The sequence below is a fragment of the Catellatospora sp. NPDC049111 genome (assembly GCF_040648615.1).
Lineage (GTDB): Bacteria > Actinomycetota > Actinomycetes > Mycobacteriales > Micromonosporaceae > Catellatospora > Catellatospora aurea.
In genome coordinates, this window is record NZ_JBEZEB010000001.1 from 469,281 (window position 1) to 495,071 (window position 25,791).

Sequence of the window (25,791 nt, forward strand, 5' to 3'; positions counted from 1 at the left end):
TTCATCTCGATCTCGTGGATCGCTTTCCATGGGGGTGGAAATAACTAAGGCCGCGGATCCCGGTGTACGGGTTCCGCGGCCTCGAGGTGAGCCGGTGGTCTGGTTTAGACCTTTGGTTTACCTCGAGGTGGGAGCCCGCTGAATCCATCGAGCTTCATGCCCGAGGACTCCTGGTTCCGGTAGGCCAGGGTGGTGCTGATGGTGCTGGTGATGCTCTTCGGCTTGGTGGCTCCCGCGGGGGCCACCTTGATCGGGTTCGGGTTCCAGGCCAGCTGTCGCAGGACCGGCAGCTGCTCCACCGGCAGACCGGTGGCGGTCGAGCCGCCCAGTGCGCCCAATGCGCCCTTGACGCCACGCGTGGCGTGGCCGGCGGGTGCGAGTTCCAGGGCGAACGGCGCGACCTTGACCGACTGAGCACAGGCAGCGGCGAGCGCCGCCGGAACGGCCGCGTTCGTGGTCTTGAACGTGATCTCCATGGGACTCGCCTCCTTACTTGCCTCGTCGGTACAGAACGTGATCCACCATCCAGGAGCAGCACTGATGCGCGCTCTTGGAGGTGTGACCGAAGGCTATGCCTCCCGGGCGGGAAGGCGCAAACGGTTTTACGGCTCTGTTGCCAAATCTTTTTGAAGATCTTCTGAAGTCGGTTGTTCAGGCAGCAAATCCGCCACCGAAGCGCCCTTCAACAGCGCGAGAACTGCCTCGCCGTAGAGCTCCAACTTGCGCGGGCCGATGCCGGCGATCTCCACGAGCCCCGCTCTGTCGGATGGCTGACGCTCGGCCAGCGCGGTGAGGGTGGCGTCGGTGAAGACGACGTACGCCGGGATCTTCGCCGCGGCGGCAACCCGGGCCCGCCAGTCGCCCAGCCGCTCGAACAGCTCCTCGTCCAGCGAGGAGGGGCAGCCCGCACACCGGCCCAGTTTGCGCTCCGGCCCGGCGAGCAGCGTCGCCCCGCACACCCGGCAGCTCACGATGACGGTCTTGCGCGGCACCCGGGGTGCGCCCGGTCCGGGCCGCTCGGCCCGCGGTGCGGCGGCCTGCCCACCGAACGGCGAGAGCCCCGGCACGCCCTGCAGGAACCGGCACGGACGACGGGCCCGGCCCCCGGACAAGCGGGCCTCGCCGTAGCTGAGCCACAGCACCCGCCGCGCCCGGGTGACGCCGACGTACAGCAGCCGGCGCTCCTCCTCCAGCGCCTCGGCGCTGCGCGCGTACGCGGTGGGCATGGTGCCCTCGACGAGCCCGACCAGGAACACCGCGTCCCACTCCAGGCCCTTGGCGGAGTGCAGGCTGGCCAGGGTCACCCCGGCGACGGTCGGGGCGTGCTGGGCCTGGGCGCGCCTGCCCAACTCGGCGGTGAACCCGGCGAGCCCCTCGTCGGCGCCGGGCGCGGGACGGAACTCGGCGGCCAGGCGCACCAGCGCGGCCAGCGCCTCCCAGCGCTCCCGCGCGGCTCCGCCGGACGGCGGCCGCTCGGGCTGCCAGCCGAGGCCGACCAGCACCGCGCTGACCGTGCCGACCAGGTCGTCGCCGCCGTCGGCGCGGGAGGCCGAGCGCAGCGCCACCATCGCCTGGCGGATCTCGGCCCGCTCGAAGAAGCGCTCCCCACCCCGCAGCACGTACGGCACCCCGGCGTCGGCCAGCGCCTCCTCGTACGTCTCCGATTGGGCGTTGGCGCGGAACAGCACCGCGATCTCCGACGCGGGGGTGCCCGCCGCGATCAGGTCGGCGCAGCGGCGGGCCACCGCGACGGCCTCGGCGTGCTCGTCGGGAAAGACCCGCGCGTCCGGCTCGGGCCCGGCCGGGCGCTGGCCGACCAGGTCCAGCCGCAGCCGGGCCTCGCTGCCCTTGGCCTGCCGGATGACGGCGTTGGCCAGGCCCACCACCTGCGGGGTGGACCGGTAGTCGCGGACCAGCCGGACCACGGTCGCGTCGCGGTGCGTACGGGCGAAGTCCACCAGGTACGACGAGGTCGCGCCGGTGAACGAGTAGATGGTCTGCGCCGCGTCGCCGACCACGGTCAGGTCCCTGCGCCCGCCCAGCCACGCCTCCAGCAGCCGCTGCTGCAGCGGGTTCACGTCCTGGTACTCGTCGACGACGAAGTGCCGGTACTGCGCGCGGACCTGCTCGGCGACGTCGGAGTGCTCCTCGATGCCCCAGCACATGGCGCGTAGCAGGTCCTCGAAATCGATCACGCCCTGCTGGCGCTTGACGTGCTCGTACGCCGTGTAGACGGACGCCACCTGGGCCGCTTCCAGCGGGGTCTCCCGGCCGGCCTTGGCGGCGGCGACCACGTACTCGCCGGGTTCCACCAGCGACGACTTCGACCACTCGATCTCGGCCGCGAGGTCGCGCGCGCCGGTGCGGTCGGCCCGCACCCCGGCCCGTGCCGCGGCGAGCACGATCAGCCGCGCCTTGCTCTCGACCAGCTCCGGCATCTCCCGGCCGCGCAGCAGCCGGGGCGCGAAGAAGCGCAGCTGGCGCAGGGCGGCGGCGTGGAACGTACGGGCCTGCACGCCGTGCGCGTCGAGCCCGGCCAGCCGCTCGCGCAGTTGCGCCGCGGCCCGTGCGGTGAAAGTGACGGCGAGCACGTGCTTCGGCTGGACCTGCCCGGTGATCACGCGATGCGCGATCCGGTGGGTGATCGCCCTGGTCTTGCCGGTGCCCGCGCCCGCCAGGATGCACACCGGACCGGGCGGCGCCGTGACCGCGGCCGCCTGCTCCTCGTCCAGGCCGGCAAGTACCTTTCGGGCCGTGTCGGGGGCAGCGTCTCGGGTCACAACAGGGAATCATCCCAGGTGTCGTTGATGTTGCCACCGCTAGAGTCCCCGGGAGCCCCCGCTCCCCCGACCCGAGGATCGCCATGCTGACCATGTACTCGACCACGTGGTGTGGTTACTGCCACCGCCTGCGCAGCCAGCTCGACCGTGAGGGCATCGCCTACACGGTGATCGACATCGAGCAGGACCCGAACGCGGCGGACTTCGTGATGAGCGTGAACGGCGGCAACCAGACCGTGCCGACCCTGCGCTTCGCCGACGGCAGCGCCCTGACCAACCCCAGCGTCATCCAGGTCAAGGCCCACCTGGCCGCGATCGCCGAAACCGCCGCCGACCCGGCCTGAGGTTTCTTTTCAAGATCGCCGTTTCGGGACACGAAGCGAGGCCAGACCTCGCCTTCCGCCCTCAAACGGCGATCTTCGCGTGCGCCGCGTCGGGGCGGCACCGGTCCCCGGGGCGCGGCGGGAGGGTCAGCTGGGCCAGCGGGGGGCGTCTAGGCGGACAACTTTGACGCGCTGGCGGCCGGATCGGACGGCGCCGACCGAGGCGAGGGCGCGGGCGAGCTGGAGCGCGGCGTCAAGGCTGTCCGCCTCCGCCACCTGGCGGCGCTGCTCAGGACTGGCTGTCTCGTCGCGCAGCGGCTGCTCATCGAGGAACGACGCGTTCACGTCCTCGGGCGCGAAGGGTCGTACCTCGGTGCGAACGATCAGGTACCGCATGCGCTGCTCCGTCACTGCCTGCCGGGCGGAGGTCGACTGTGGAGTCCATGGGTGGAACTTCCACATTCGGCTGATGTCATGCTTGTGCATTTCCCCAGCTGGAATCAAGCAAGACGCGACGATCGTCGGGCAGCACCGCCCGAACGGGTGACGGAGCGTAGTTTTCTGCCGAGGAGATCAGCTGATCCGGGCGTTTATCCACGCCCGCGACCGTAGCGGGTCCAGCGCGGCTTCGCCGAGCCAGCCGAAGACACGTGCATATCGCTCGACGCTGTTGCGGTCGGTGAGCACCAGCTCACGGGCGAGCGTCTCGACAGCCACCGTCTCCGGATCATCCGGGTCGGGAAAGTGATAGATAGAAAATCCCGTATATGGTAAGAAGTGCTGGCCGATCACGGCCGCGCACGGCAGTACTCTGATCGTCACGTTGGGTAACTGCGCAAGGGTCGCCAGGTGGGCCAGCTGCCCGTCCCGCACCTCGTCCGGCGCACCCCTGCCGAGCAGCGCCTGCTCGTCCAGGATCGCCTCGTAGCGCGGTGCGTCCGAGGTCCTGGTCAGAATCGTCTGGCGGGCCAGCCGCGCCGCCACCTCGGTGTCCGGCTCCTGCGGCGCGGGCAGCTCCGCCGCCGGCCCCACCACCGGATTCGGGCGCTGCGCGGGCACTGCGCCCGCGGGTGACTCCTGCCCGGACAGCGGCCGCGAGGACAGGATGCGGGCCCGCGCGTACTCCGGCGTCTGCAGCAGGCCGGGGACGATCGACAGGCCGTACTCCCTGATCCGGGCGCTGCCCGCCTCCAGCTCGGCATAACCGCGCTGCCGCTGGGTCATCACCGGGTACGCCCGCAGCCAGCCCCGGGTGTTGCCGGCGTCGCGCGCGATGGCCACCAGCTGGTCCCGGTCCCGCCCACGCACCTCGTACAGGTCGAGCAGGTCCAGCACATCGGCGAGATCCGGACGGCTGCGCCCGTTCTCCAAACGCGACAGTTTCGACTTGGCCGCCCAGCCCACCTGGTCGACGACCTGCTCACCGGTGAGACCGGCGGTCTCACGCAGGCGGCGCAGCTCCACGCCGAGGCGCTGGCGGCGGACGATCGGGCTGGATCCTCGCGGCAAGGGGACCTCCGTCGGCGAACCAGCCCTCAGGCTAAGCCGCCCGCCCGCCCCCACCCCGGCTCCGACACACCTTTCGCCCGGTTGATCACACTCTTGCCCGGTGCCGAGCAAGGTCATCACGGTGCCAGGGCAGCGACACGCCGCCGAACACGCCCATAGGTTCATGATCAACCCGGTGCGGGGTGGGTCAGTTGCCGCGGAGCCAGGTGAGGACGAGCTGGTGGGCGATGGAGGATCGGTTCGGGAGAGTGAAGGAGTCGTCGGAGCCGTCCAGGACGCGGGCGACCTGCTCGCGCGTGAACCACTGCGCGTCGATCAGCTCGTCCGGGTCGGTGCGCAGCGGCGCGGCCGCCGGGTCGGCGACCGCGATGAAACCCAGCATCAGCGAGCGGGGGTACGGGAACGCCTGGCTGCCGTGGTAGCGGATGTCTGAGACCCGCACCCCCGCCTCCTCGTACACCTCGCGGGCGACCGCGTCCTCGGCGGTCTCCCCCGCCTCGACGAAACCGGCGAGCACCGAGTAGCGGCGCTTGGCCGCCCCGGCCCACACCACGTTCGCGCCGAGCAGGATGCGTCCCTGGGGCCCGGCCACCCCGTCGTGCACCGCCATGATCACAGCCGGGTCGGTACGCGGGAAGTGCAGGTCGCCGTCGGCGTCCCGGCGCACCCAGCCGCCCTGCTCCACCGTGGTCGGCTTGCCGCTGCGCGGGGCGTACAGGTGGTCGCGGTGCCAGCGCACCAGCGCCAGCGCCTGGGTCAGCAGCGCCGTGTCGCGGGGCGGCAGGTCCGCGCCGACCTCCCATAGGTGCTTCGGCTCGGCGCCGGGCACCTCGGGCAGCTCGCTGTTCACCGCGAAGTAGGCCGTGCCGCCCGCGTCGACGCCCAGGAACAGCGGCTCGGCGGCCGGACCGCCGGTGCCGACCTGCGCCGAGCCCACCAGCACCAACCGGTCGTCGCGGATCAGCGCGCGGCCGTCGTCTCCGATCACGACCACCTGGCCGCGGGCCCAGGCGTCGGCCAGCCACTGCGGGTCGGCGCGCCGGAACGCGGCCCGGTCGAGATCCGACCGGGCCGCGGAAGGTGTTTCGTTCATTACCGGCAACTCGCTCCGCTCACCGTCACGCCGCGGGCCTCGACTCGACCTGGATCGGCACGATCGCCGCCACCGCGGCCTGGATCTTCTCGGCGTCGCCGAGGATCACCGGAGCCGCCACGGCCGGCGCGAGGTACGTCGCCGCGACGCGATGCACGTCCTCCAGGGTGGCCGCGGCCAGCCGGGCCGAGTGCTCGGCCAGGAAGCTCAGCCGCAGCCCGAAACCGGCGTAGGTGCTGGCCAGACCGGCCAGGCCAGACTGCGTCGACATGCCCAGCTGCAGCGTGCCCAGGGCGTACTGCCGCGCCTGCTCCAGCTCCTCCTCGCGCACCGGCAGCGCCGCGATGCGGCCCAGCTCGTACAGCGTCTCGACCAGGGCCGGGGCGGTGACCTCGGTGGCCACTTCGGCGGAGACGGTCAGCGTGGAACCGGCCACCGAGTGCTCGATCACCGAGTGCGGGCCGTACGTGTAGCCCTTGTCCTCGCGGATGTTCTCGACCCAGCGGGAGGAGAAGTAGCCGCCGAAGACCATGTTCGCGAGCTGGAGAGCGGCGTGGTCGGGGTGGGTGCGCCCCACCGCCGGCAGCGCGAGGCGCAGCGACGACTGCACCGCGCCGGGCCGGTCCACCAGCAGCAGCGGGCCGGGCACCAGCAGCGGGATGGGCGGCAGGTCGGCCGTTTCGCCGCCACCGTTCCAGCCGCCGAGGCGCTTGGCCGCGGTCTGCACCGCCTGCTCCGGGTCGATGTCGCCGACGATGACCAGGGTCGCCCCGGCCGGGTGCAGCCGCCGGGCGTGCAGCGCGCGCAGCGCCTCCGGGCTGACCGCGCGCACCTGTTCGACCGATGGCGTCTGCACCGCGTACGGATGCCCCGGGTAGATGCGCTTGAGCAGCGCGACGCGGGCCAGGTGGGCGGGCTGGCTCTGGGCGACCTGGATCCGGTCGGCCAGCCGCTCCACCTCTGTGGTGACCTCGCCCTCCGGATACACGGCGTCGTCGAGCACCTCGGCCAACAGCTCCAGCAGCCGGTCCAGCCCGGACACCAGCGAGTTGCCGCTGATCTGCAGCCGGTCCGGGTCGATCCCGGCACCGAGGCCGCCACCGACGGTCTGCAGCTCGGCGGCGATCTCGACGGTGCTGCGCGTGCTGGTGCCGGAGAACAGCGTCTGCGCCAGCACCGCCGCCTCGGCCAGCTCGGCCTTGGCGAACGGCACGCGCAGCCGCACCTCGGCCAGCGGCACGCTCGGCCGGCGGATGGCCAGCACGGTCAGCCCGTTGGGCAGCGTCTGCTCCGCCTCCAGCGGCAGCGCCAGCGGCCGGTTCTCATCAAGCTCGGGAAGGGCGATGACGCTCATGCCTGCTCCTCGCTACGCTCGTCGACGGCATGAGCTCCGCGGAGCCCGTCGGTTCGCTCGCTGCGCTCGCTCACTGGTTTCCTCCGGGCACGACCTCGATCGAAGCCCGGCGGTGCGGGCGCAGGGTGGCGGCGGCCGACCGGACCTGCTCCTCGGTCACCTCCGCGATCTGGTGCGGCAGGTCGTTGAGCAGCCCCGGGTTGCCCCGCTGCAGCTCCAGCACGGCCATGCGCAGCGCGCGGCCGAGCACCGCGTCGGTCTCACGCAGCAGGTGGGTGGCCATCCGGGCCTGGGTGCGGGCCAGCTCGCCCGGGGTCAGCCCGTCGGTGGCCAGCCGGTCCAGCTCCTCGTCGATGGTGACCAGCACCTTGTCCACGCTGCCGCCGGGCGGCAGGTGCGACTGCAGCAGCAGCGCCGTGGGGTCGCGCACCTCGAACGGCTCGCCCATGAAGCCCAGGTAGCCGCCGACGCTGGTGACGCTGCGGTCCTTCAGCACCAGGCGCTCCACCAGCCGGGACGCGTCGCCGTCGGTGAGCACCTCGGCCAGCACCACGTACGGCAGGTAGCCGGCGAAGTCGGTGATCGGGTCCGGGACCCGCCACGCCGAGGCAACCGCGGGCAGCGGGGCGAGCTTGTCCACGTACGACTCGCGCCGCTCGGCGGTCAGGTCGGGCTCGGTGAAGTCGGCCCGCGACGGTGCCGGGCGGGCCGGCACATCGCTGAAGTGGCGCTCGATCAGCATCCGGGCGTGCCCGGACGCGAAGTCGCCGGAGACGCTGAGCGTCGCGTTGCCGCAGGCGTAGTACTTGTCGAAGAACTCCGCCGCGTCGGGGACGGTGGCCGCCTCCAGGTCGCTGAAGGAGCCGTAGCCGTCGTGCGCGTTCGGGAACGTGTCGAACATGACCGGTGGGAGCTTGAGCCACGGGAAGCCGCCGTACGGGCGGTTCAGCACGTTGACCCGGATCTCCTCCTTGACCACGTCGATCTGGTTCTTGAGGTTCTCCTCGGTGAGCCGGGGCCCGCGCATGCGGTCGGCTTCCAGGAAGAGCATGCGCTCCAGCGCGTTGCTCGGCACGGTCTCGAAGTAGTCGGTGTAGTCCAGGTGGGTGGAGCCGTTGAAGGTGCCGCCCGCCCCCTGCACGTGCCGGAAGTGGGCCAGCTTCTCCAGGTTGGCCGAGCCTTGGAACATCAGGTGTTCGAAGAGGTGGGCGAAGCCGGTGCGGCCCTGCGGCTCGGACCGGATTCCCACGTCGTAGACGACCGCGACACCGATCACCGGTGCGCTGCGGTCCGGGCTGAGCACGACGCGCAAACCGTTGGGGAGCGTGAACCGCTCGACCTCGTACGCCGTGCGCGGGATCTGGATGCTGGTCTCGGTGGACACAAAGCCGACCCTAGCAAGCTGGCGGAGGAGGCGTCCGCAGCAGCGGCGGTGAAATGCACGACCGCCGCCGCTGCGGACGGGTCAGGACTCCACGCACTCGGCGACCGGCGAGCGGTCCCCCGCGTCACCCAGGGCGACGGCAAGCGCCCGTGCCTGCGCGCGGATCTCCGGGGCGGCCGTGGTCTCCCAGAGCACGCCGCGGCGGGTCGGGCCGAGCGTCCACAGGGCCGGGTGCGGCGAGCCGTCGCGGCGCAGCAGCGCCCCGTGCGGGTCGGTGTCCAGTCCCAGCCGGTACGGGCCCGGCCGGGCCATGCCCTCGGCGACCAGCGCGCGGACCAGCGGGTCGGACTCGACGATCCGGCCGGGGCCGGTGCAGTTGACCACGGCGGCGAACGTCGGAGCGGTGATCGCGCCGCCGTGGCGCTCGCGCAGCGCGACGCGTACCCCCTGGTCGGCGGCCTCGATGCCGCACAGCTCGGCGGCGCGGATGCGCAGCGCGCCGCTGACGCGCAGCGCGCCGATGCCGTCCGCGACCCCCGGGGCCATCCGGTGTCGGTGCACCTCCCAGTAGCGCGCCAGGTGCCGCAGGAAGCGGTGCTGGCCTGGCTCGGGCAGGCTCTGCCACAGCGCGTCCCAGTGCGGCCGCAGCGCGTCGAACACGGCCCGCCAGTCCCCGGTCTCGGCGGCCAGCCGCCGCAGCGAGCGCAGCAGCTTGGCGGCCGACCCGGCGGCCAGCAGCTCGGGTAGCGCGGCCTGGACCTGTGCCGCCGCCCGCGCGGGCGACACCGGCGCGGACACCGCGGCTGCCGCAGGCGTGGCCACCGCGACGGCAGCGCCGGCCGGGGCCGGCAGGACGGCTCCCGCGGTGTCCGCGGCGAGCTGCGTGGCCCGGGTCGGGACGGTGTCCGGGCCGGGGGCGGCGGGCCGCCGGTGGGGCTGCGGCAGCAACCCGTGCCGCGACACCGCGGTGAGGTCGTGCCGGCCCGCGTTCGACAGGGTCAGCGCCACGTCGACGGCGGTCAGCCCGGTGCCGATGAGCAAGATCGGGCCCTCGGGCAGGTCGTCCAGCGCGCCGGGCCGCCACGGGTCGGCCACGTACGCCCCCGAGCGGGCCGCGGCGGCGTCGAGCCGGGCCAGGGCCGACGGGGCGGGGTGGCCGAGGGCCAGCACCACGCGGTCGGCGGGGATCACCACGTCGTCGGCGAGCAGCACGGTGAGCGGGCCCCCGCTGCCGGACGGCTCGAAGATGCGGGCTACCCGGCCGCGCTGCACGGTGAGCCTGCCCTGCGCGGTCTCGTCGGCGGTCCGCAGCACCTCGGTCAGGTAGTCGCCGTACCAGCTGCGCGGCACGAAATCGGTGGGAGCGGTGCGCGGGTCGCGTCGGCGGCACCAGCGCAGGAAGTCGTCGGGCCGGTCGGGATCGGCGCTCATCGCGGCGACGGGCGAGTTCAGCAGGTGCCATGGCGCGGCGGTGCTGTAGGCCAGCCCTCGGCCGGGCCGCGCGCCGGGATCGACCAGCACCACGTGCCAGCCGGCTCGCAGCAGTTCACGGGTGGCGAGCACGCCACTGCAACCGCCGCCGACCACCACCGCGATGCCCATGGCCGTACCTCCTCCGTGTCGCTGATCAAGTTAGCGCCGACCGCCCGCAGCACGCGCGGAGGCCATCACAAAGCCCATATAACCTACCGGCACGATAGGATATACAGCGTACACGCGCCAGTGGCGGCCGACCGCGGGACGCGAGCAGCCGTCTTCGGCAATGATCTGTTAACCCGTCGCGCACCCGCTCCGGTCGCGGTCCCGAACCCTGGACGGATCAGGCGGCCGGCTGCCGCCGCACCCGTGCCGAGCGGACCGCCCACACGGTGAGGCCCGCCAGGAAGACCAGCAGCGGCAGGGCCACCAGCCAGCGCCGCCAGTCGCGGCTGTCGGCGAGAGCCACCGGCACCGGCGACGGGCTGGGCGAGGCGGCCTGGCTCGACGGCACCGGGCTGGGCCGCACGCTCGGCGCGGCCTCCTGTGGCACGTTCGCCGCCAGCGCCGCGCTCAGGTTGAGCATGCCCGCCCCGAACCGGCTGTCCGCGCCGGGAGCGCCGGCGTCGGTCGCGGTCGTACGCAGCCGCTGCAGCACCTGCGCGACGGTGGCCTGCGGGTATGCCGACCACACCACCGCAGCCGCGCCCGCCAGCACCGCCGCCGCGCTCGATCCGCCGTCCATCCGGTAGCCGCCGCCCACCCCGGTCGTGATGAGGTCGACGCCGGGCACCGTGATGCCGGTGGTGCGCCCGCTCAGCGGCGCGACGGGCACCTGCCCCGAACGGTCCGCCGGGATCGCGTTGAGCACCCCGGGATACGAGGCCGGCCACGGCGTGAACGGGCGGCCCGCCCGGTCCGCGTCGGCCGCGACGATCAGCACGCCCCGTGCCACGGCCGCCTCGACCGAGGCCTGCAGCCTGCTGCCGGGCACGACGCCCCGCCCGATACAGATGATCTTCGCGCCGCCGAACACGGCCCGGTCGATCGCGGTGGCCAGCGCGTCCGGATCACCGGTCGCGCCGGGCGAGGGCGCGAACGCGATCGGCAGGATCTGCGCACCGGGGGCCACTCCGAGCACGCCCGCCGTACGCGGGTCGGCCGGGGCCGCACTCGCGCTCGGCGCGGGCGAGCCGGACGACGTCGGCCGCGGCGCACCCGCCGACACCCCAGGAACATGGCCGTGACCTGCGATGAGTCCGGCGAGTCCAGTGCCCCGACCATCCACATCGGTGTTCGAGACCGGGTCGGGGCCGCCGAGCACCTGGCCGCTCAGGTCGGGGTGCGTTCTGTCCACACCGGAGTCCAGGACCGCGACCAGCACTCCGGCGCCGGTGGCCCGCTGGTGGACCGCGGGCAGGTCGAGGTTCGCGAGCTGCCACTGCATGCCACGCACCACGTCCGGCTCGGCCGCGGCCGCGGGCACGCCCAGCAGCAGCACGGCGGCCGAGACAGCAGCCGTGATCAGGGACTTCGGACCAGACATCGCACGTACTCCGGCGGGTATCGAGGCGTTCAGCACGGTCATCGTCAGCCGGCCATGGGCGGGGCCGGCGGATGCACCTCCACGACGATACCGGCCTGCGCCGCGTGCCACGGCGCGAGCACCACGGCACCGGCCACCCCGACACCGATCAGCGCAAGGAGCATCACCAGGAGCAGTTCCCGGACCGATGACTCCACGGCGCGCCTCCCTCGGGATGCGTGTGTCCGCACACACAATGCCCGCTGCGTGCGACATCACGCAGTCGGTTTCCGGACCGGTCTGTCCGCCGGTTCGGCTGAGATGCCACCGAAAAGGATGACGGCGCGCCCCGGGTCGGACATCCGACTAGTCGGCGTCCTGCGTGGGCAGTGCCGTCAGCAGCGCTGTCAGCCCGGCCTCGTCGAGCAGGTCTGCGGGCCGCACGGTCAGGTTGTCGCGTACGTAGTGGAACGCGGCGCTGACCTTGGCGACCGGCACACCCGCCAGCGCCGCCCAGGCAAGACGGTAGGCCGCCAGCTGCACCGCGGCCGCGGTCGCCGTCGCGCCGGTCGGCACCCGGCCGGTCTTCCAGTCGACCACCTCGTAACCGCCAGCGGGGTCGCGGAAGACCGCGTCCATCCGTCCACGCACGACGGTGCCACCCAGCTCCACCACGAACGGCGTCTCCACCTCGACCGGCACCCGGTCGGCCCAGACGCTCTGCTCGAAGCGCTCCTTCAGCACCCCCAGCGCCTCGTCGGGCGCGGCGTCCTCGTCGGCCGCGCCGGGCAGGTCGTCCAGGTCGAGCAGCTGGTCGGCGCCGTAGCGCTGCTCCAGCCAGTGGTGGAAGGCCGTGCCGCGGCGGGCGTACGGGTCCGGGGCGGCCGGCAGCGGCCTGCGCAGCCGCCGGGCCAGCGCGGCCGGGTCCTTGCGCAGTGCCACCAGCTGCGACACCGACAGGTGCGCGGGCAGCACGACGTCGGCCCGGTTCGCCCGGCGGACCTGCTCCTCGCGTTCGATCAGCAGCAGGTCGGCCTCCTGCCGCCAGCGCCGGGTCACCTCGTCGTGCTCGGCCGTCCCGCCGTCCGGCGCGTCGAGCATGGCCCGGACCAGGTCGGCGGCGGCCTCGACGGTGGGCCGTCGCGCGCCCAGCGGATCGCTGGGCCAAGTCGCGGCGACCTCGCCGCTGGTCGGGTTGGCGGCGTCGGGTTCCGGCTCCGGCGTCCACACGTCGACGTGGCCCTCCCCGGACCGGCACACCTCGACGATCTCCTCCAGCAACACGGACGGGCCGCGCGGCTTGCGCACCTTGTCACCCCACCAGTAGCCGGAGGCGAACAGCCAGGTGCGCGGGCGGGTGACCGCGACGTACGCCAGGCGGCGCTCCTCGCGGGCGTCGTGCTCCTTCCACTGCTGCTCGAAGTCGGCGACGGCGCGGCCCAGCTCCTTCTGGTCCGCGGCGCTCTTCACGGCCAGCACGGGCAGCCCGTCACGGTCGCCACGCAGCGGGAACGGCAGCACGCCCAGGCCCTTGAGGAAGTGGTCGGTGCCCTTGCTCGGGCCCGGCCAGACGTCCTTGGTCAGCCCCGCCACCGCGACGACGTCCCACTCCAAGCCCTTGGCGGCATGCGCGGTGAGGATCTGCACCGCGCCCTCAGCCACGTCGATCTCGCCCGGGGCCAGCCCGCGCTCCTCGTCCTCGGCCGCCGACAGGAAGGACAGGAACGCGCCCAGCGGCGCGCCGTCGGTCTCCACCGCGAACCGGGCCGCGACCTCGCCGAGCGTGTCCAGGTGCGCGCGGGCCAGCCCGGCGTCCCCGGCCCGCACCGCGACCTCCACGTCCAGGCCCGCGGTGCGCTCGATGTCGGCGATCAGGTCGCTCACCGGCTGGTCCAGGCGCGCACGCAAGGCCGCCAGCTCCTTCGCGTACGCCGACAGCCGGGTGTACGCCGCGGGCGAGTACTGGTCCGGCTCGCCGAGATCCTCCAGCGCCTCGGCCAGCGCCGCGTCGTCGAGCCGGTCCGTGACGATCTCGGCGTCATCGCCGGCCGGGCGGCGCTCGTGCGCCAGCGCCCGGGACCGCCGGTGCAGCGCCACCAGGTCACGTGGCCCGATCCGCCAGCGCGCCCCGGTGAGCAGCCGCAGCAGGCTCGCCCCGTCGGTCGGGTCGTTGAGCACCCGCAGCGTGCACACCACGTCGCGCACCTCGGGCGTGTCCAGCAGGCCGCCCAGGCCGACCACCTCGACCGGCAGGCCCCGGGCTCGCAGCGCCGCCTCGATCGGTGCGATCTGCGAGCGCACCCGCACCAACACCGCCGAGGTGGGCCGCCGGTCCACGGGGATGTGCGCCGGGTTCTGGTCGTCGGCCGTGCCCGCCTCGCTGCGCCACGCGGTGACGATCTGGTCGGCGATCCACTCCGCCTCGTCCAGGTGCGACTCCAGCAGCGCGCACTGCACGATGCCCGGCTCGGGACTGCCGGAGGTCAGCGAGACCACCCGCGCGCCCCGGTCACGCAGCGGCGCGGAGATCGCGTTGGCCACCGACAGGATCTCCGACCGGTTCCGAAAACTGCGCCCGAGCTGCGCCTGCGCGGCCGGCTCGCCGTCGCGGTCGGGGAACTCCCCCGGGAAGCGGTCGAGGGTGCCCGCGCTGGCCCCGCGCCAGCCGTAGATGGACTGGCACGGGTCGCCGACCGCGGTCACCGGATGCCCCAGCCCGGACACCCCGCCCTCGACCACCGCCACGTCCCCGGCGAACAACGCCCGCAGCAGCGTGACCTGGGCATGGCTGGTGTCCTGGTACTCGTCGAGCAGCACTACCCGGAACCGGTCGCGCTCGGCCGCGCCGACCTCGGGATGGTCGCGGGCCACCCGCGCCGCGCGCGACATCTGGTCGCCGAAGTCCATCGCCTCCAGCAGCTGCTTGCGGTCGGCGTACTTGCGCACCAGCGGCAGCAGCTGCAACCGGGCACGCTGGCGGGCCAGCAGGTCGCGCACGTCGGCCATCACCCGGCCCGGCTTCGCGTCGACGCTCGCGTGGAAGCGGCCCGTCCAGGTGGCGAGGCTGTCCGCGGTGACCAGGTGCTCGGCCAGCTCACCGGCGAGCGCCAGCACCGCCGACACCACCGTGCTCGGCGCGGCCTCCACCGCCGACATGTCCCCGGTGTACGAGCGCACCACCTCGTCGGCGAGCTGCCAGCAGGACGCCTCGGTGAGCAGCCGGGTGCTCGGCTCGTACCCGGCGCGCAGCCCGTGCTCGGTGACGATGCGCGCCGCGAACGAGTGGTACGTGGCGATCGACGGCTCGCCGTCGAGCCCTTCGGTGAACCGGGTGCCGACGTGGCGGCGCAGCTGACCGAGGCGCACCCGCACCCGGTGGGCCAGCTCGCCCGCCGCCTTGCGGGTGAAGGTCAGCCCCAGCACGTGCTCCGGGCGTACGTGCTGGTTCGCGACCAGCCACAGCACCCGGGCCGCCATGGTCTCCGTCTTGCCCGAGCCCGCGCCCGCGACGACCAGCAGCGGCGCGACCGGGGCGCTGATCACCGCGGCCTGCTCGGCGGTCGGCGGCTTGAGCCCCAGCGCCGCCGCCAGCTCCTCCGGCGTCCACCGCGGCCCCTCCTCGACAACCGTCCGACTGACCAGCTCGCTCACGCTCGCACCTCGCTACGCTCGGCGCTCCCGCGAGCCCACACGTTGCCCCTGGTTCGCTCGCTGCGCTCGCTCACGGCTCCACCACCTGGCGGCCCTTGCCGGAGACCGGGCAGCTGCTCTTCACCGGGCAGACCCGGCACTTGTCGTTGACCTTCGCGACGAAGGTGGAGGCGGCCATGGTGGCCGCGGTGCGATGCACCATGGCGTGCGCCCACTGCGGGTCGGCGGTCTCGCCGATCGCGTCCTGCACCTGCTCCTTGGCGTCCCGATGACCGGTGCCGAGCTGCACCAGCGCCGCCCCGCCCGACTCGTCGCCCTCGGGGAAGCCGCCCGCCTCGACCGCCACCTGGTATGCCCCCAGCTGCGGGTGCTCGGGCAGCTCCTCGCGGGTGGCCGTGGTCGTCTTGCCGGTCTTGAGGTCGATCACCACGAGCCGGCCCTGGTCGTCGACCTCCAGCCGGTCCACCCGGCCGACCAGGTCGATCGGCGGCTCCGCGTCCAGCCGCACGGTGAACTCACGCTCGATCGCGACCAGCCGCCGCGGGTTCTCGGCCAGCCAGCGGGTCAGCTTGCCCAGCATCTCCGCCGAGCGGTCCCGCTCCCGCCCGGCCAGCCAGGCCGCGGCCAGCTCGATCGCGTCGAAACGCGCCGCGACGTAGTCGACCAGCACCGCCGGGTCGCTCATCGCCTCGTCGGCCAGCATCGCCGCGGCGTGCACCAGGTTGCCGACGCCCTGCGCCGCCGTCGAGGCCGCCGCACCGCCGTGCCGTTCCAGCAGCCAGCGCAGCCCGCAGCGCAGCGCGCTCTCCATGGTGGACGGGGTGACCCGCACCGGCTCGTCCGGCCCGTGCAGCGGGCCGTCGTCGGACAGCTCCGGCAAGCCCCACCAGTGGTCGGGATGCGCACCGGGCACCCCGGCGGCGGCCAGCCGGGCCAGCTCGCGGGCGGCGGCGTGCCGCCGGACCGGATCGGGGCCGGTGACCGCGGAGCGCAGCTCGGCGACCAGCGCGGACAGCGTCAGCGCGCGTGGCGGCCGGGCCAGCTCCAACTCGGCCACCTCGTCCTCGTCCACCTTGACCGGCGGGGCCAGCTCGAACAGGAAGCGGCTGGGCCGGTCCTCGCCGTCCGCGCCGCCGACCGCGCCGGAGTCGACCGCGGTGACCACCAGCCGCCGCCGGGCCCGGGTCGCCGCCACGTAGAACAGCCGCCGCTCCTCGGTGAGCAGGGCGGCGGTCTGCGCGACCCGCTGCGCCTTCTCCCCCGGCTGGGCGCGCTGCGCCACCTCGTCCACGAGCTGCTCGGAGCCGAGCAGGCTGCCGCGCAGCCGCAGGTCGGGCCAGACGCCCTCCTGCACCCCGGCCACCACCACGACGTCCCACTCCAGGCCCTTGGCCGCGTGCGCGGTGAGCAGGCGCACCGCCTCACCCCGGTCGCCGCTGGCGGCCAGCGAGTCTGCGGGCAGCTGCTGGTCCGCGACGTGCTCCAGGAACGTGTCGATACGCGCGCCCGGCAACCGGTCGGTGAACCGCGCCGCGGCGTCGAACAGCACCATGATCGCGTCGAGGTCGCGGTCCGCGGTCTCCGCGCGGCGCTGCTGGTCCAGTCCCATCGCGGGCGCGGTGGCGACGACGGCCCAGCGTTCGGCCAGACCGCTGGCCCGCCAGACCGACCAGAGCACCTCCTCGGCGGTGGCCCTCGGCCGGCCCGCCGTCTCCCGCGCCGTGGCCAGCAGCATCGCGATCCGGGTCGCGGGCGCGGCCCAGCGCCGGTCCAGCGCCGCCAGCTCAGCCGGATCGCGTAGCGCCTCCACCAGCAACTCGCCCGAGCCCCGGGTGTCGCCACCGGCGATCGCGAGCGCCCGCAGGCCCTGGCGCAGCCGCCGCTCGGCCATCGGGTCGGCCCCGCCCAGCGGCGAGTGCAGCAGCGCGACCGCCGCCTCCTCGGTGAGCAACTCCGGCTTCAGCGCGCAGCGCAGCAGCGTGAGCAGCGGTTTCACGGCCGGCTGCTGGTGCAGCGGCAGGTCCTCGGCCAGCACCTTGGTCGGCACGCCAGCCTGGCGCAGGGCCCGTTCATAGGCCGGGAGCTGCGAGTTCGTAGAGCGCATGATGACCGCCATGCGCGAGAACGGCACGCCGTCAACCAGGTGCGCCCGCCGGAGCCGGTGCGCCACGAACGCGGCTTCGCTGACCCGGCTGCGCAAGGCCACCACCTCGACCCCGACGTCAGGGTCGTCGGCAGACTCGCCCCGGCCGACCGGCCCGGCACCGCCCGTGGTCGCCGCCTGCTGCCCGGAGCCGGCCGCGCCAGTGGCCACCGCCGGTGGCCGAACGCCCGGACCTCCCGCTGCCCGTGCGGGCCCGTCGGCGAGCAGCCCGGCCTGCTCCTGGCGCGGCGCGGGCACCACTGGCAGATGACCCGGCAGGCGGCGCGCGATGCGGGCCGTCGCATTGCGGACCGCAGGGGCGGCTCGGTGCGTGGTCGCCAGCACCACCTGCTCCGTGCCCGGGAACAGCTCGCCGAAGGTGCGCACGATCTGGGGGTCTGCGCCACGGAAGGCGTAGGTGGAGGAGTCGGGGTCCGCGAACGCGGTCAGCGGCAGTCCCGTCCCGATCAGCTGGAGCAGCTCGACCTGCGCCGGGTCGGTGTCGGCGAGTTCGTCGACGTAGACGGCGGACAGCCGGGAGCGTTCGGCGGCCAGCAGCTCGGGGTCGCGGCGCAGCATGGCGGTGGCGGCGCGGACCAGCTCGGCGTGGTCGTAGCCGGCCGAGCCGCGGGTGGAGGCGTCGCGCAGCGCCATGGTCTGCTCGTACTCGTGTAGGAAACGGGCGGCGGCCTGCCAGTCGTCACGCCGCTGCCAGAGCGGGTCCTCCGGGCCGATGCCGCGCTCGGCGGCCCGCAGTAGCAGGTCACGCAGCTGCTCGGCGAACGCGCGGGTGCCCAGCGCCGGGAGCAGCCGATCCGGCCAGGCGGCGTCCTCGCCGGGCAGCAGCTCCCGGATGACGAGGTCCTGCTCGGGGCCGGAGAGCAGGCGCGGGGACGGATCGCCCTGCAGCGCCGCCGAGCGACGCAGGAGGCCGAAGGCGTACGCCGGAAAGGTCCTGACCAGCGGTTCGTGCCCGACGCCCTGGGCGATGCGGGCCTCGATGCGCCGCCGCAGCGACTGCGATCCCCGTCGGCCGAACGTCAGCACCAGGACGCGCTGTGGGTCCACGCCCTCGGCCACGCGCCGGGCGACCGCCTCGACCAGGGTCGTCGTCTTGCCGGTGCCCGGTCCGCCGCGCACCAGCAGCGGGCCCGACCCGTGCTCGATCACCCGCTGCTGAGCGGCGTCGGCACGCAACGACGGCCGGTCGGGACCACTGCCCCGAACCAGCCGCCAGTCCCGCTGAACGCCGCTGCTCACGCCGAACATTCCAGCACGAGCGGGCGACACCGCGGCAGCAGCCGAGCCGGTTGTGGCGCCGCCTGCATCCCGACGCCGGGAACAGATGTCACGAAAGCCCTGAAACGGCTGAGCCGGCCACCCCGGTGCGGGGGGTGGCCGGCTCAGCCGTGATCAGGGTGTGGCGGTCAGGCCGGCTGCAGGATCAGCGTCCACGTGGTGGTCGTGGTGCTGGCCGCGGCGCCGGTGGCGGTCAGGCCGCCGTAGGAGCCGGCCGGCAGCGAGGCGCCGGTGTCGGCGAGCAGACCGGTGACCCGGCCGCCGCCCGTCTGGGACGAGTTGCTGCGCACCTCCACGCCGGCCGGGGCCGTGAGCGAGGTGGACGCGGCGTCGCCGTGCACCCAGTACGACACGCCCCAGCTCTGCGCGGCCGTCACGGTCGCGAAGGGCGTGACGCGCGCCGCCGAGCTGGTCGTCTCGGTGCCGTTGGCGAAGACGAGGGGCGACACGGTGTCGACGCCGCGGTAGGCGGCGAGCACGAAGTTGCCCTTCGACTGCTGTCCCAGCGTCACCTGCACGGTGGTGCCCGCCATGCCTGCGGTGGCCGTCTTGCGCCACACCGTGGTGGTGGCGTATCCGCCGTCGAGCCGGTCGAGCTGGGTCCACCCGCCGCCGGTCGGCGTGCCGGTGGTGCCGTGCGTGTTCTGGCTCAGGAACAGCAGCAGCTGGTCGCCCGCCTGGACGCCCGACGGCACCGTCACCGTGTGGGTGAGGGCGTTGACGTTCGAGGTGGCCTGCCCGACGAACGAGATCAGCTCCGCGACGGGCGCGACGGTGACCTGCCGCGTGTCCGTGTCGGTGCTGCCCGAGTCGTCGGTGACGGTCAGCGTGACGTTGTAGGTGCCCGCCGCCGCGTACGTGTGCGACGCGGTGCCGATGCTGTCGGTGTCGGCGGAGGTGCCGTCACCGAAGTTCCAGGCGTAGTTCTGGATCGCGCCGCCGCTGTCGGTGGAGCCCGTGCCGTCGAACGAGCAGACCAGGCCGGTGCAGGACGGCTCCAGGTCGGCCGTGGGCGGCGTGTTGCCGGTGCCGCCGGACCCCTTCAGGATCTTGATGTAGTCGATGTCACCGATGAAGTAGTCGCAGGTGACCTCGACGCCGTCACACGTGCCCTTGCCGCCGATCGACAGCTGCCACGTGTTGGCGACATTGCCGGTCGGGCCGTTGGCCCGGCTGGTGCGCACCCCGTCGACGTACATCTCGACGTAGGCGGAGGTGCGGTTGCAGGTGACGGTGTGCCACTGGCCGTCCGAGATCGACTCGGTGGCGTAGCCGGTCCGCGAGGCGCCGTTGCCGCCCCGGAACAGGCAGCGCGGGATGCCGCCCGGCGCCTCGAACTTCCAGTAGCCGCCGGCCGTCGCGCCCTGCCCCTTCTGCATGATGTTGCCGAAGGAGTAGGTGCTGCGGTAGCGGATGGTGAGCGAGAAGTCACCGGAGTCGGGGTTCAGGTCGCTGTGCGCCGGAACCCGGTTGATGTGACCCGGCTTGTACGCCATCTCGCCCGGGAGCACCACCGGGAAGCGGTGGCCAGTCGCGCCGCCGTAGACGACACCCGTGGTCAGGTCCGACCCGATGGTGCCGTTGCGCCCGTTGCCGCTGCTGTCCACGAGCACGGTCGAGCCGTTGGGCTCGTCCATGCTCCAGAAGGCGACCGTGTTGGTGGCGACCGCGTGTGCCGGTGTGGCGCCTATGGCGACACCGGCGGCCACCAGCGCGGCGGCTACACCCAGTCTGCCGACTGTGCGGAGCAACCGCGTCTTGCTGATCTGCATAGGATGATCCCCCTCATCGTGGCCGGGTTACACCCTCGCACGCAGGCCGGAACCCCTCCATAACCCAATGAGCCGATAAGCGGGGTCATCCGGACGCATCCGTATCCACTCGGAAAGGTGCGACCTCGCTGAACGCACGATCCGGGCTGGACGGCCGACGGTCCCCGATTGAGCGTCGGAAGGCCGTCACGGTGGGCATACGAAATGGCCGTGGGCGGGATCCGAGCCGCTTTCGCTCGCATCCCGCCCACGGCGGGTACCGGATTTCCGGTCGGGCGCCCGGTGTCCGTGCACTCGAACGCCCGCCCGTGCCTCATCCGGTCTGGCAGTAACGCGTCGTCACCAGGGGGACGGCGCCGGGGGCACGACGACCGGCGGGCGGTCGTCGCAGGTGATGGTGTTCGGCAGTTCCCAGGAGGCCATCCAGGGCCCGGTGGTGCCGCCGCCGTCGTTGCCGCCCAGGTCGGTCACCACGAACTCGGAACCGGCCGGGGTGAAGTGGAACGAGCCGCAGTTGTTGATGCCGACCGCGCCGACGTTGCGGGCGTCCACGTTCTCGAACGACGCGCCGCCCTCGACCCGGCCACTGACCACGGAGGTGCCGGTGCCGTCGATCCGCAGGTCCTTGAACTTGACGCCGCGGATCTGGTACAGGTCCTTCACCGACCACTCGCTGACCATCATGATCGCGTTGTAGGTGCTGTCGAGGTAGTGATCCCCGGTCACCTGGATGTCCGCGTCGATGGTCTTGTCCAGCGCGTAGATCCAGATCGCGCCGAGGCCGATGTTCCAGTTCAGCTCGTACGTGCCGGCCCGGACCACGCTGTTGTTCGTGAACTTCAGGTAGCCGTCGAACGCGGTCGCGCCGAAGCGGGAACCGGCGTGCAGGCCGGAGCCCTCCCGGATCGGGTCGGCGACCAGGTTGTTCGACACGGTGTTGTTCGTGCCGCCGTAGATCGCGATGCCGTTGGCCAGCGTCGGGGTCTGCACGGTGTTGTGGTCGTACACGTTGTTCGCGTCGGCGACGCCGTCGGACCACATGGCCAGGCCGTCGTCACCGGTGTTGCGCACGAAGTTGTTCTGCACCAGCGAGTTCGTGACGCCCTTGCGGAAGTTCAGCGCGTCGGCGATCTGGTCCACGATGATGTTGTTCTTGATCTTGATGTTGTCCATCGGACCGTCGAACCACATGCCGACCTTGGTGTGCCGGATGTACAGGCCCTCGATCGTCGAGTCGCTCAGCGCGCCGCCCACGCCGTTGACCTGGTCGGTGTCGATGCGCTCGCGCACGTCACCCTGGATGGTGAAGCCGGACAGGTGCACGTTGCTGCTGCCGCCGTCCTCGGCGTACTTGCCGTAGAAGCCGACGCCGGTGTGCACCGAGCCGTCCTCGGCCGGCTCGCTGAGCGCGACCTCCTTGCCCTTGATGATCGTGTACCAGCTGCCCGCGCCCTCGATCGTGACGTCGTCGACGACGATGTGCCGGTTGACCTGGTACACGCCCGGAGGCACGTACACCTTCAGGTTCCACTTCTTGGCGAACGCGATGGCCCGGTCGAACGCGTCGGCCGACTCGCGGCGGCCGGTCGGGTCCGCGCCGAACGCCAGCACGTTGGACGCCACCAGGCGCACGTGCGGCTTACCGACCAGCTCGGAGTCGAGCAGGTCGATGACGGTCCAGGCGGCGTTGCTGCCGGCCGGCACGGTCAGCCGCACCTTGTCGCCTGCCTTGTACGTCTTGCCGAGCAGCAGGCGCTGCTCGTCGTAGAAGTGCATGGGACGGAACGGCGTGCTGATGACCGGCTTCGGGTCGGTGAACGCCGGCACGCACGCGCACTCGGTGATCCACCAGTCCTCGTGCAGCAGGCCCGCGTTGGGGTCGTTGCTGAACGGGTACTGGTTGTACAGCCAGGCGAACTCGGAGGTCAGCGTCATGACCTGCTTGTTCTTGCCGTTGACGGTGACATTCAGCGGCGCGGTGATGCCGCCGCCGTTCGGCGCGTCCGGGATGCTGTAGCGAACGGTGATCGCGTTCGCGGCGGCCGGCAGCGTGAACTCGACGTGCTGGCCGGGGGTCAGCTTGACCGCCTTGCGGCCGGAGGCCTCCGCGGGCAGTGTGTACGCCGCGCGGTCGGGCCCGATGACGGTGCCGTTGGTCGCCGCGTTCTCGGCTTCCTGCTCGAGGAAGTTGACGCTGGCGCCGCGGCCCGCGACGAGGGCCGGGTCGAGCGCGGCGCGCGTGACCACGGGCGCGGCGCCGGTGGTGGCGGCATTGGCCGTGCCGGCGCTGCCGACGAGGCTGAGACCGACGGCGGCGACGGTGGCGGAGGCGACCGCCATCGGGGCCCACCGCCGGGGCCGGCGGGACCCCGCCGCAGCTCCTGTGATGCTCCGTGACATCGAAGACTCGTTTCTGGAGGGAACGGAGGAACGATGGAACGCCTGAGACGCTCGAGGCGGAGCGGACGCCAGGAGGTGTAGGTGACTTTAGATTCCCTGTGTCGCCCACCACAAGGTTCTGCGTAATCTTTTCGTAACGCTGGCACGGCAAATACAAGTAGCCATTAGGTTGTTGCGCTCCTGACGCAATTCCTTGCGAAGACCACAGTCGATGCCCGAGTGGCGACCGCGCACGTAGGGGCCAACCCCGACAACCACCGGACAGACACCGGGCGTGTGTTCACCGGACGATGGACCCGGCATCACCGACGGCAGACCACCTCAGCGCAGGGAGCTCGGAGTGCACCCCATGGACGACAACCCACGGCCGGATCCCCACCCGCACGGACGGCACGCGGCCGCATCCGATCCGGAACCGACGGTGCCGTGGCGTCGTGAGCCCGACCCGGATGCGACGGTGCCCCTGCGGCACGTCCCCGAGCCGGATCCGGCGACCCCGCCGGGGCGTACCCCCGAATCCGGCTCGGCGACCCCGCCCGCACCCGCGACCGAGCCCACCGGAGACATCGCCGCCGGGCGCGCGGCGGGGGGCGCGCCGCGGCGGCGGCTGCCCCGGCCGCAGCTCGGGCGGCGGCTGCGCGTGCTGGCCGGCGTCGACGAGCGGCTGCTCGACCGGGTGCCGCAGGAACGCGCCTGGTACACCTCGCTCGGCGGCGTGGTGCTGGGCACCGCGACCATCGCGGCCATCTCCATGTACTTCGCGATCACCCAGGCGATGGGCGCGTCGAGCTGGCTGGCCGTGTTCCCGGTGCTGGTCTGGTTCCTGTTCATCCTGAACGTGGACCGCTGGCTGGTCTCCAGCCGGCTCGGCGAGGGCTGGTTCCGCCGGGTCCCCGTGCTGGCGATGCGGGTGCTGATGGCGTTCTTCTTCGGAGTGATCATCGCCGAGCCGCTGGTGCTGCGCATCTTCGAGACCGCCGTCATCCAGCACGTCGCCGACCAGCGCACCGAGGCGCTCGCACAGCTCGCCGGGCGGCTCAAGACCTGCAACCCGGTGCCCGGTTCCACCGAGCCGGCCGCGCCCGCCGACTGCAAGGCCACCGAGACCTTCAACTTCGACCAGTCCCCGGTGGCGACGCTGCGCGAGCTGGCCACTCGCCGCGCCGACGCGGACGCGCTGGCCAAGACCGTCGACGCGGACTCGGTCCAGCTGCGGGCCATCAACGACATGGCCCGGCGGGAGTGCGTCGGCGACTCCGGCGCGGGCCTGACCGGTCAGCGCGGCGTCGGCCCCAACTGCCGCCGGCTGCGCGCCGAGGCGGACGCGTTCAAACGGACCCGCCAGATCGACGCCAACGGCGTGAAGCTGGTCAACCTGCGTACCCAGATCTCGGAACTGGAGTCGGCGGCCCGCACCTCGCACGCCGCGTTCGAGGCCGAGCGCGAGACGAAGATCAAGGAGCGGGTCGCCGAGGAGCGCAGCCACCAGGGCCGGATCGGCCTCCTGGAACGCCTGGGCGCGCTGCACGACCTGGCCGACTCCAGCGGCGTGCTGGCCGTCGGCATCTGGGCGGTGCGCATCTTCTTCATCCTGGTCGACTGCATGCCGATCCTGGTCAAGTTCGTCGGCGGTTCCACGACGTACGACAAGCTGGTCAGCGCCCAGCTCGCGGTCGCCGAGCGCGACCTCAACCACGACATCGAGGCCGAGTACGCCGAACGCGAGGCCGTGCTCCGCAAACGCCGCGCCGAGATCGACCTCGAAATCCTGGAACACAAGGCCGAACTCAACTCGCGCCTGCACCGCGCCGCCGACCGCCTCAGCGAACGCGTCTAACCCAAGGAAGGGCACCTTCACATCGCCATGCGTTGCAGAAGGTGCCCTTCTTAACCTCCGGTGCCGGCCCGAGCCCGCACGCTGCGGCGATGCGCCGCATGCGTTAAGAAGGTGCCCTTCCTCTACGCATGGCGATGGGAAGGTGCCCTTCCTTCGGTCAGTCGGCGATGCCGCCGGAGGAGCGGATGGCCTGCTGCTCGGCGGCGAGGGTCTTGTCGGCGTGCGCGATGTGCTCGACGGCCTCGTCGACGTCGTCGGTGCACACGATGAGGTCCAGGTCCACTGCGTTGATCTTGCCATCGGCCAGCATGGTGTCGCGCATCCAGGACAGCAGGCCGCTCCAGTAGGCCGTGCCCATCATCACCACCGGGAACCGGGTGACCTTCTCCGTCTGCACCAGGGTGAGCGCCTCGAACAGCTCGTCCATGGTGCCCATGCCGCCGGGCAGCACCACGAAGGCCTGGGCGTACTTCACGAACATGGTCTTGCGGACGAAGAAGTAGCGGAAGTCGATGCCGACGTCGACCCACTCGTTCATGCCCTGCTCGAACGGCAGCTCGATGCCCAGCCCGATGGAGAGCCCGCCGGCCTCGGTGCACCCGCGATTGGCCGCCTCCATCACCCCCGGCCCACCACCGGTGATCACGGCGTATCCGGCCCGCGCCAGCGCCGCGCCCAGCCGCTGCGCCATCGCGCACTCGGGCGAGTCGGCCGCGCTGCGGGCGCTGCCGAACACGCTCACCGCAGGGGGGAGGTCACTGAGCGTGTCGAAACCCTCGACGAATTCACTCAGGATGCGCAGCGTCCGCCAAGAGTCGCGGACCTTCCAATCCGGACGCCCCGCCGAGTCCAGCAGGGCCTGGTCCGCGGTACCCGAGGACACCGCGTCGCGGCGCAGGGTCACCCGGCCGCGGTGCCGCTCGTGTCGATGGTTGCTTTGCGTCATGGCATCACCGTAGACCGGCTCGCTCGTTTACGTGACGACGCGGCACGCACATCCCCAGCAAATTCCCAGCGGATTACGCAACTTTTCGCCATGCTGTGGCGTCAAGGTTGTCATACAGCGTTGCTTGAATAAGGCCGACGACGAGGGAGGCGATGAATGTGATGACCCGCAGCGAGGTGCTTCGCCAGAAGCAGGCCATGCGCCAGCGCATCCGCGCCACCGTGCACGCGCGCCGCATCGCCATGGTGGTCGACGCCAAGGAGTTCGAGCCGGTCGACGAGCCCGCCGCCGCCCGCTGA

At 72.5% G+C, this 25,791-nt stretch carries 18 protein-coding genes; 3 read left to right on the plus strand and 15 right to left on the minus strand.

Features of this window, described 5'->3' with window-relative positions; translation table 11 throughout:
• Positions 1–104: 104 nt before the first annotated feature.
• Positions 105–476 (minus strand): hypothetical protein, encoded by a 372-nt coding sequence (locus tag AB0B66_RS02090; RefSeq protein ID WP_360521405.1) that lies wholly within the window; start codon positions 474–476, stop codon positions 105–107.
• 126 nt (positions 477–602) lie between these two features.
• Complete coding sequence (locus AB0B66_RS02095; RefSeq protein ID WP_360521408.1) at positions 603–2,780, minus strand: ATP-dependent DNA helicase UvrD2; 2,178 nt, start codon at positions 2,778–2,780, stop codon at positions 603–605.
• An 83-nt stretch (positions 2,781–2,863) separates the two neighbouring features.
• On the opposite strand from AB0B66_RS02095, the gene AB0B66_RS02100 reads away from it, so the two are divergent.
• Positions 2,864–3,124 (plus strand): mycoredoxin, encoded by a 261-nt coding sequence (locus tag AB0B66_RS02100; RefSeq protein WP_360521411.1) that lies wholly within the window; start codon positions 2,864–2,866, stop codon positions 3,122–3,124.
• Positions 3,125–3,250: 126 nt separating this feature from the next.
• Here AB0B66_RS02100 and AB0B66_RS02105 read toward each other — a convergent pair whose 3' ends face one another.
• The 12 genes from AB0B66_RS02105 to AB0B66_RS02160 all read right to left on the minus strand — a co-directional run bounded on the left by AB0B66_RS02105 (position 3,251) and on the right by AB0B66_RS02160 (position 22,649).
• Complete coding sequence (locus AB0B66_RS02105; RefSeq protein WP_203693850.1) at positions 3,251–3,499, minus strand: hypothetical protein; 249 nt, start codon at positions 3,497–3,499, stop codon at positions 3,251–3,253.
• A 177-nt stretch (positions 3,500–3,676) separates the two neighbouring features.
• Positions 3,677–4,612, minus strand: a complete 936-nt coding sequence (locus tag AB0B66_RS02110) for a helix-turn-helix transcriptional regulator (protein ID WP_360521415.1) — start codon at positions 4,610–4,612, stop codon at positions 3,677–3,679.
• 187 nt (positions 4,613–4,799) lie between these two features.
• The gene (nudC, locus tag AB0B66_RS02115; RefSeq protein ID WP_360521418.1) at positions 4,800–5,705 is read right to left on the minus strand and encodes an NAD(+) diphosphatase; all 906 of its coding nucleotides are present in this window, start codon (positions 5,703–5,705) and stop codon (positions 4,800–4,802) included.
• A gap of 25 nt (positions 5,706–5,730) precedes the next feature.
• Positions 5,731–7,059 carry a pitrilysin family protein gene (locus AB0B66_RS02120; RefSeq protein WP_360521421.1) on the minus strand — a complete coding sequence of 443 codons (1,329 nt, stop codon included), beginning with the start codon at positions 7,057–7,059 and terminating at the stop codon, positions 5,731–5,733.
• 70 nt (positions 7,060–7,129) lie between these two features.
• Entirely contained in the window at positions 7,130–8,443 is a 1,314-nt protein-coding gene (locus AB0B66_RS02125) for a pitrilysin family protein (RefSeq protein WP_360521424.1), read from the minus strand.
• Positions 8,444–8,524: 81 nt separating this feature from the next.
• A complete protein-coding gene (locus AB0B66_RS02130; protein WP_360521427.1) occupies positions 8,525–10,045 on the minus strand; it encodes an FAD/NAD(P)-binding protein in 1,521 nt (506 codons plus the stop codon).
• A gap of 217 nt (positions 10,046–10,262) precedes the next feature.
• On the minus strand, positions 10,263–11,465 hold the full coding sequence (locus AB0B66_RS02135; protein WP_360521430.1) for a S8 family serine peptidase: 1,203 nt from the start codon (positions 11,463–11,465) through the stop codon (positions 10,263–10,265).
• 44 nt (positions 11,466–11,509) lie between these two features.
• Complete coding sequence (locus AB0B66_RS02140; protein ID WP_360521433.1) at positions 11,510–11,662, minus strand: hypothetical protein; 153 nt, start codon at positions 11,660–11,662, stop codon at positions 11,510–11,512.
• A gap of 148 nt (positions 11,663–11,810) precedes the next feature.
• A complete protein-coding gene (locus AB0B66_RS02145; RefSeq protein WP_360521436.1) occupies positions 11,811–15,095 on the minus strand; it encodes a UvrD-helicase domain-containing protein in 3,285 nt (1,094 codons plus the stop codon).
• A gap of 70 nt (positions 15,096–15,165) precedes the next feature.
• Positions 15,166–18,435 carry an ATP-dependent DNA helicase gene (locus AB0B66_RS02150; RefSeq protein WP_360521768.1) on the minus strand — a complete coding sequence of 1,090 codons (3,270 nt, stop codon included), beginning with the start codon at positions 18,433–18,435 and terminating at the stop codon, positions 15,166–15,168.
• A gap of 230 nt (positions 18,436–18,665) precedes the next feature.
• Positions 18,666–20,309: a PKD domain-containing protein gene (locus AB0B66_RS02155; RefSeq protein ID WP_360521439.1), complete on the minus strand. Its 1,644-nt coding sequence runs from the start codon at positions 20,307–20,309 to the stop codon at positions 18,666–18,668.
• 339 nt (positions 20,310–20,648) lie between these two features.
• Positions 20,649–22,649 (minus strand): glycosyl hydrolase family 28-related protein, encoded by a 2,001-nt coding sequence (locus AB0B66_RS02160; protein WP_360521442.1) that lies wholly within the window; start codon positions 22,647–22,649, stop codon positions 20,649–20,651.
• Positions 22,650–23,058: 409 nt separating this feature from the next.
• Here AB0B66_RS02160 and AB0B66_RS02165 point away from each other — a divergent pair, with 409 nt between their 5' ends.
• Positions 23,059–24,546 (plus strand): DUF4407 domain-containing protein, encoded by a 1,488-nt coding sequence (locus AB0B66_RS02165; RefSeq protein ID WP_360521445.1) that lies wholly within the window; start codon positions 23,059–23,061, stop codon positions 24,544–24,546.
• A gap of 157 nt (positions 24,547–24,703) precedes the next feature.
• Here AB0B66_RS02165 and AB0B66_RS02170 read toward each other — a convergent pair whose 3' ends face one another.
• Entirely contained in the window at positions 24,704–25,492 is a 789-nt protein-coding gene (locus AB0B66_RS02170) for a TIGR00730 family Rossman fold protein (protein WP_360521448.1), read from the minus strand.
• Positions 25,493–25,644: 152 nt separating this feature from the next.
• Between AB0B66_RS02170 and AB0B66_RS02175 the strand changes: the two genes are divergently transcribed.
• Positions 25,645–25,791 (plus strand): hypothetical protein, encoded by a 147-nt coding sequence (locus AB0B66_RS02175; protein ID WP_360521451.1) that lies wholly within the window; start codon positions 25,645–25,647, stop codon positions 25,789–25,791.

Coding starts and splice junctions, on each gene's coding strand:
- AB0B66_RS02090 (WP_360521405.1), bottom strand. CDS start 476: ATGGAGATCACGTTCAAGACCACGAACGCGGCCGTTCCGGCGGCGCTC.
- AB0B66_RS02100 (WP_360521411.1), top strand. CDS start 2,864: ATGCTGACCATGTACTCGACCACGTGGTGTGGTTACTGCCACCGCCTG.
- AB0B66_RS02105 (WP_203693850.1), bottom strand. CDS start 3,499: ATGCGGTACCTGATCGTTCGCACCGAGGTACGACCCTTCGCGCCCGAG.
- nudC (WP_360521418.1), bottom strand. CDS start 5,705: ATGAACGAAACACCTTCCGCGGCCCGGTCGGATCTCGACCGGGCCGCG.
- AB0B66_RS02120 (WP_360521421.1), bottom strand. CDS start 7,059: ATGAGCGTCATCGCCCTTCCCGAGCTTGATGAGAACCGGCCGCTGGCG.
- AB0B66_RS02130 (WP_360521427.1), bottom strand. CDS start 10,045: ATGGGCATCGCGGTGGTGGTCGGCGGCGGTTGCAGTGGCGTGCTCGCC.
- AB0B66_RS02135 (WP_360521430.1), bottom strand. CDS start 11,465: ATGTCTGGTCCGAAGTCCCTGATCACGGCTGCTGTCTCGGCCGCCGTG.
- AB0B66_RS02155 (WP_360521439.1), bottom strand. CDS start 20,309: ATGCAGATCAGCAAGACGCGGTTGCTCCGCACAGTCGGCAGACTGGGT.
- AB0B66_RS02160 (WP_360521442.1), bottom strand. CDS start 22,649: ATGGCGGTCGCCTCCGCCACCGTCGCCGCCGTCGGTCTCAGCCTCGTC.
- AB0B66_RS02165 (WP_360521445.1), top strand. CDS start 23,059: ATGGACGACAACCCACGGCCGGATCCCCACCCGCACGGACGGCACGCG.
- AB0B66_RS02170 (WP_360521448.1), bottom strand. CDS start 25,492: ATGACGCAAAGCAACCATCGACACGAGCGGCACCGCGGCCGGGTGACC.
- AB0B66_RS02175 (WP_360521451.1), top strand. CDS start 25,645: ATGAATGTGATGACCCGCAGCGAGGTGCTTCGCCAGAAGCAGGCCATG.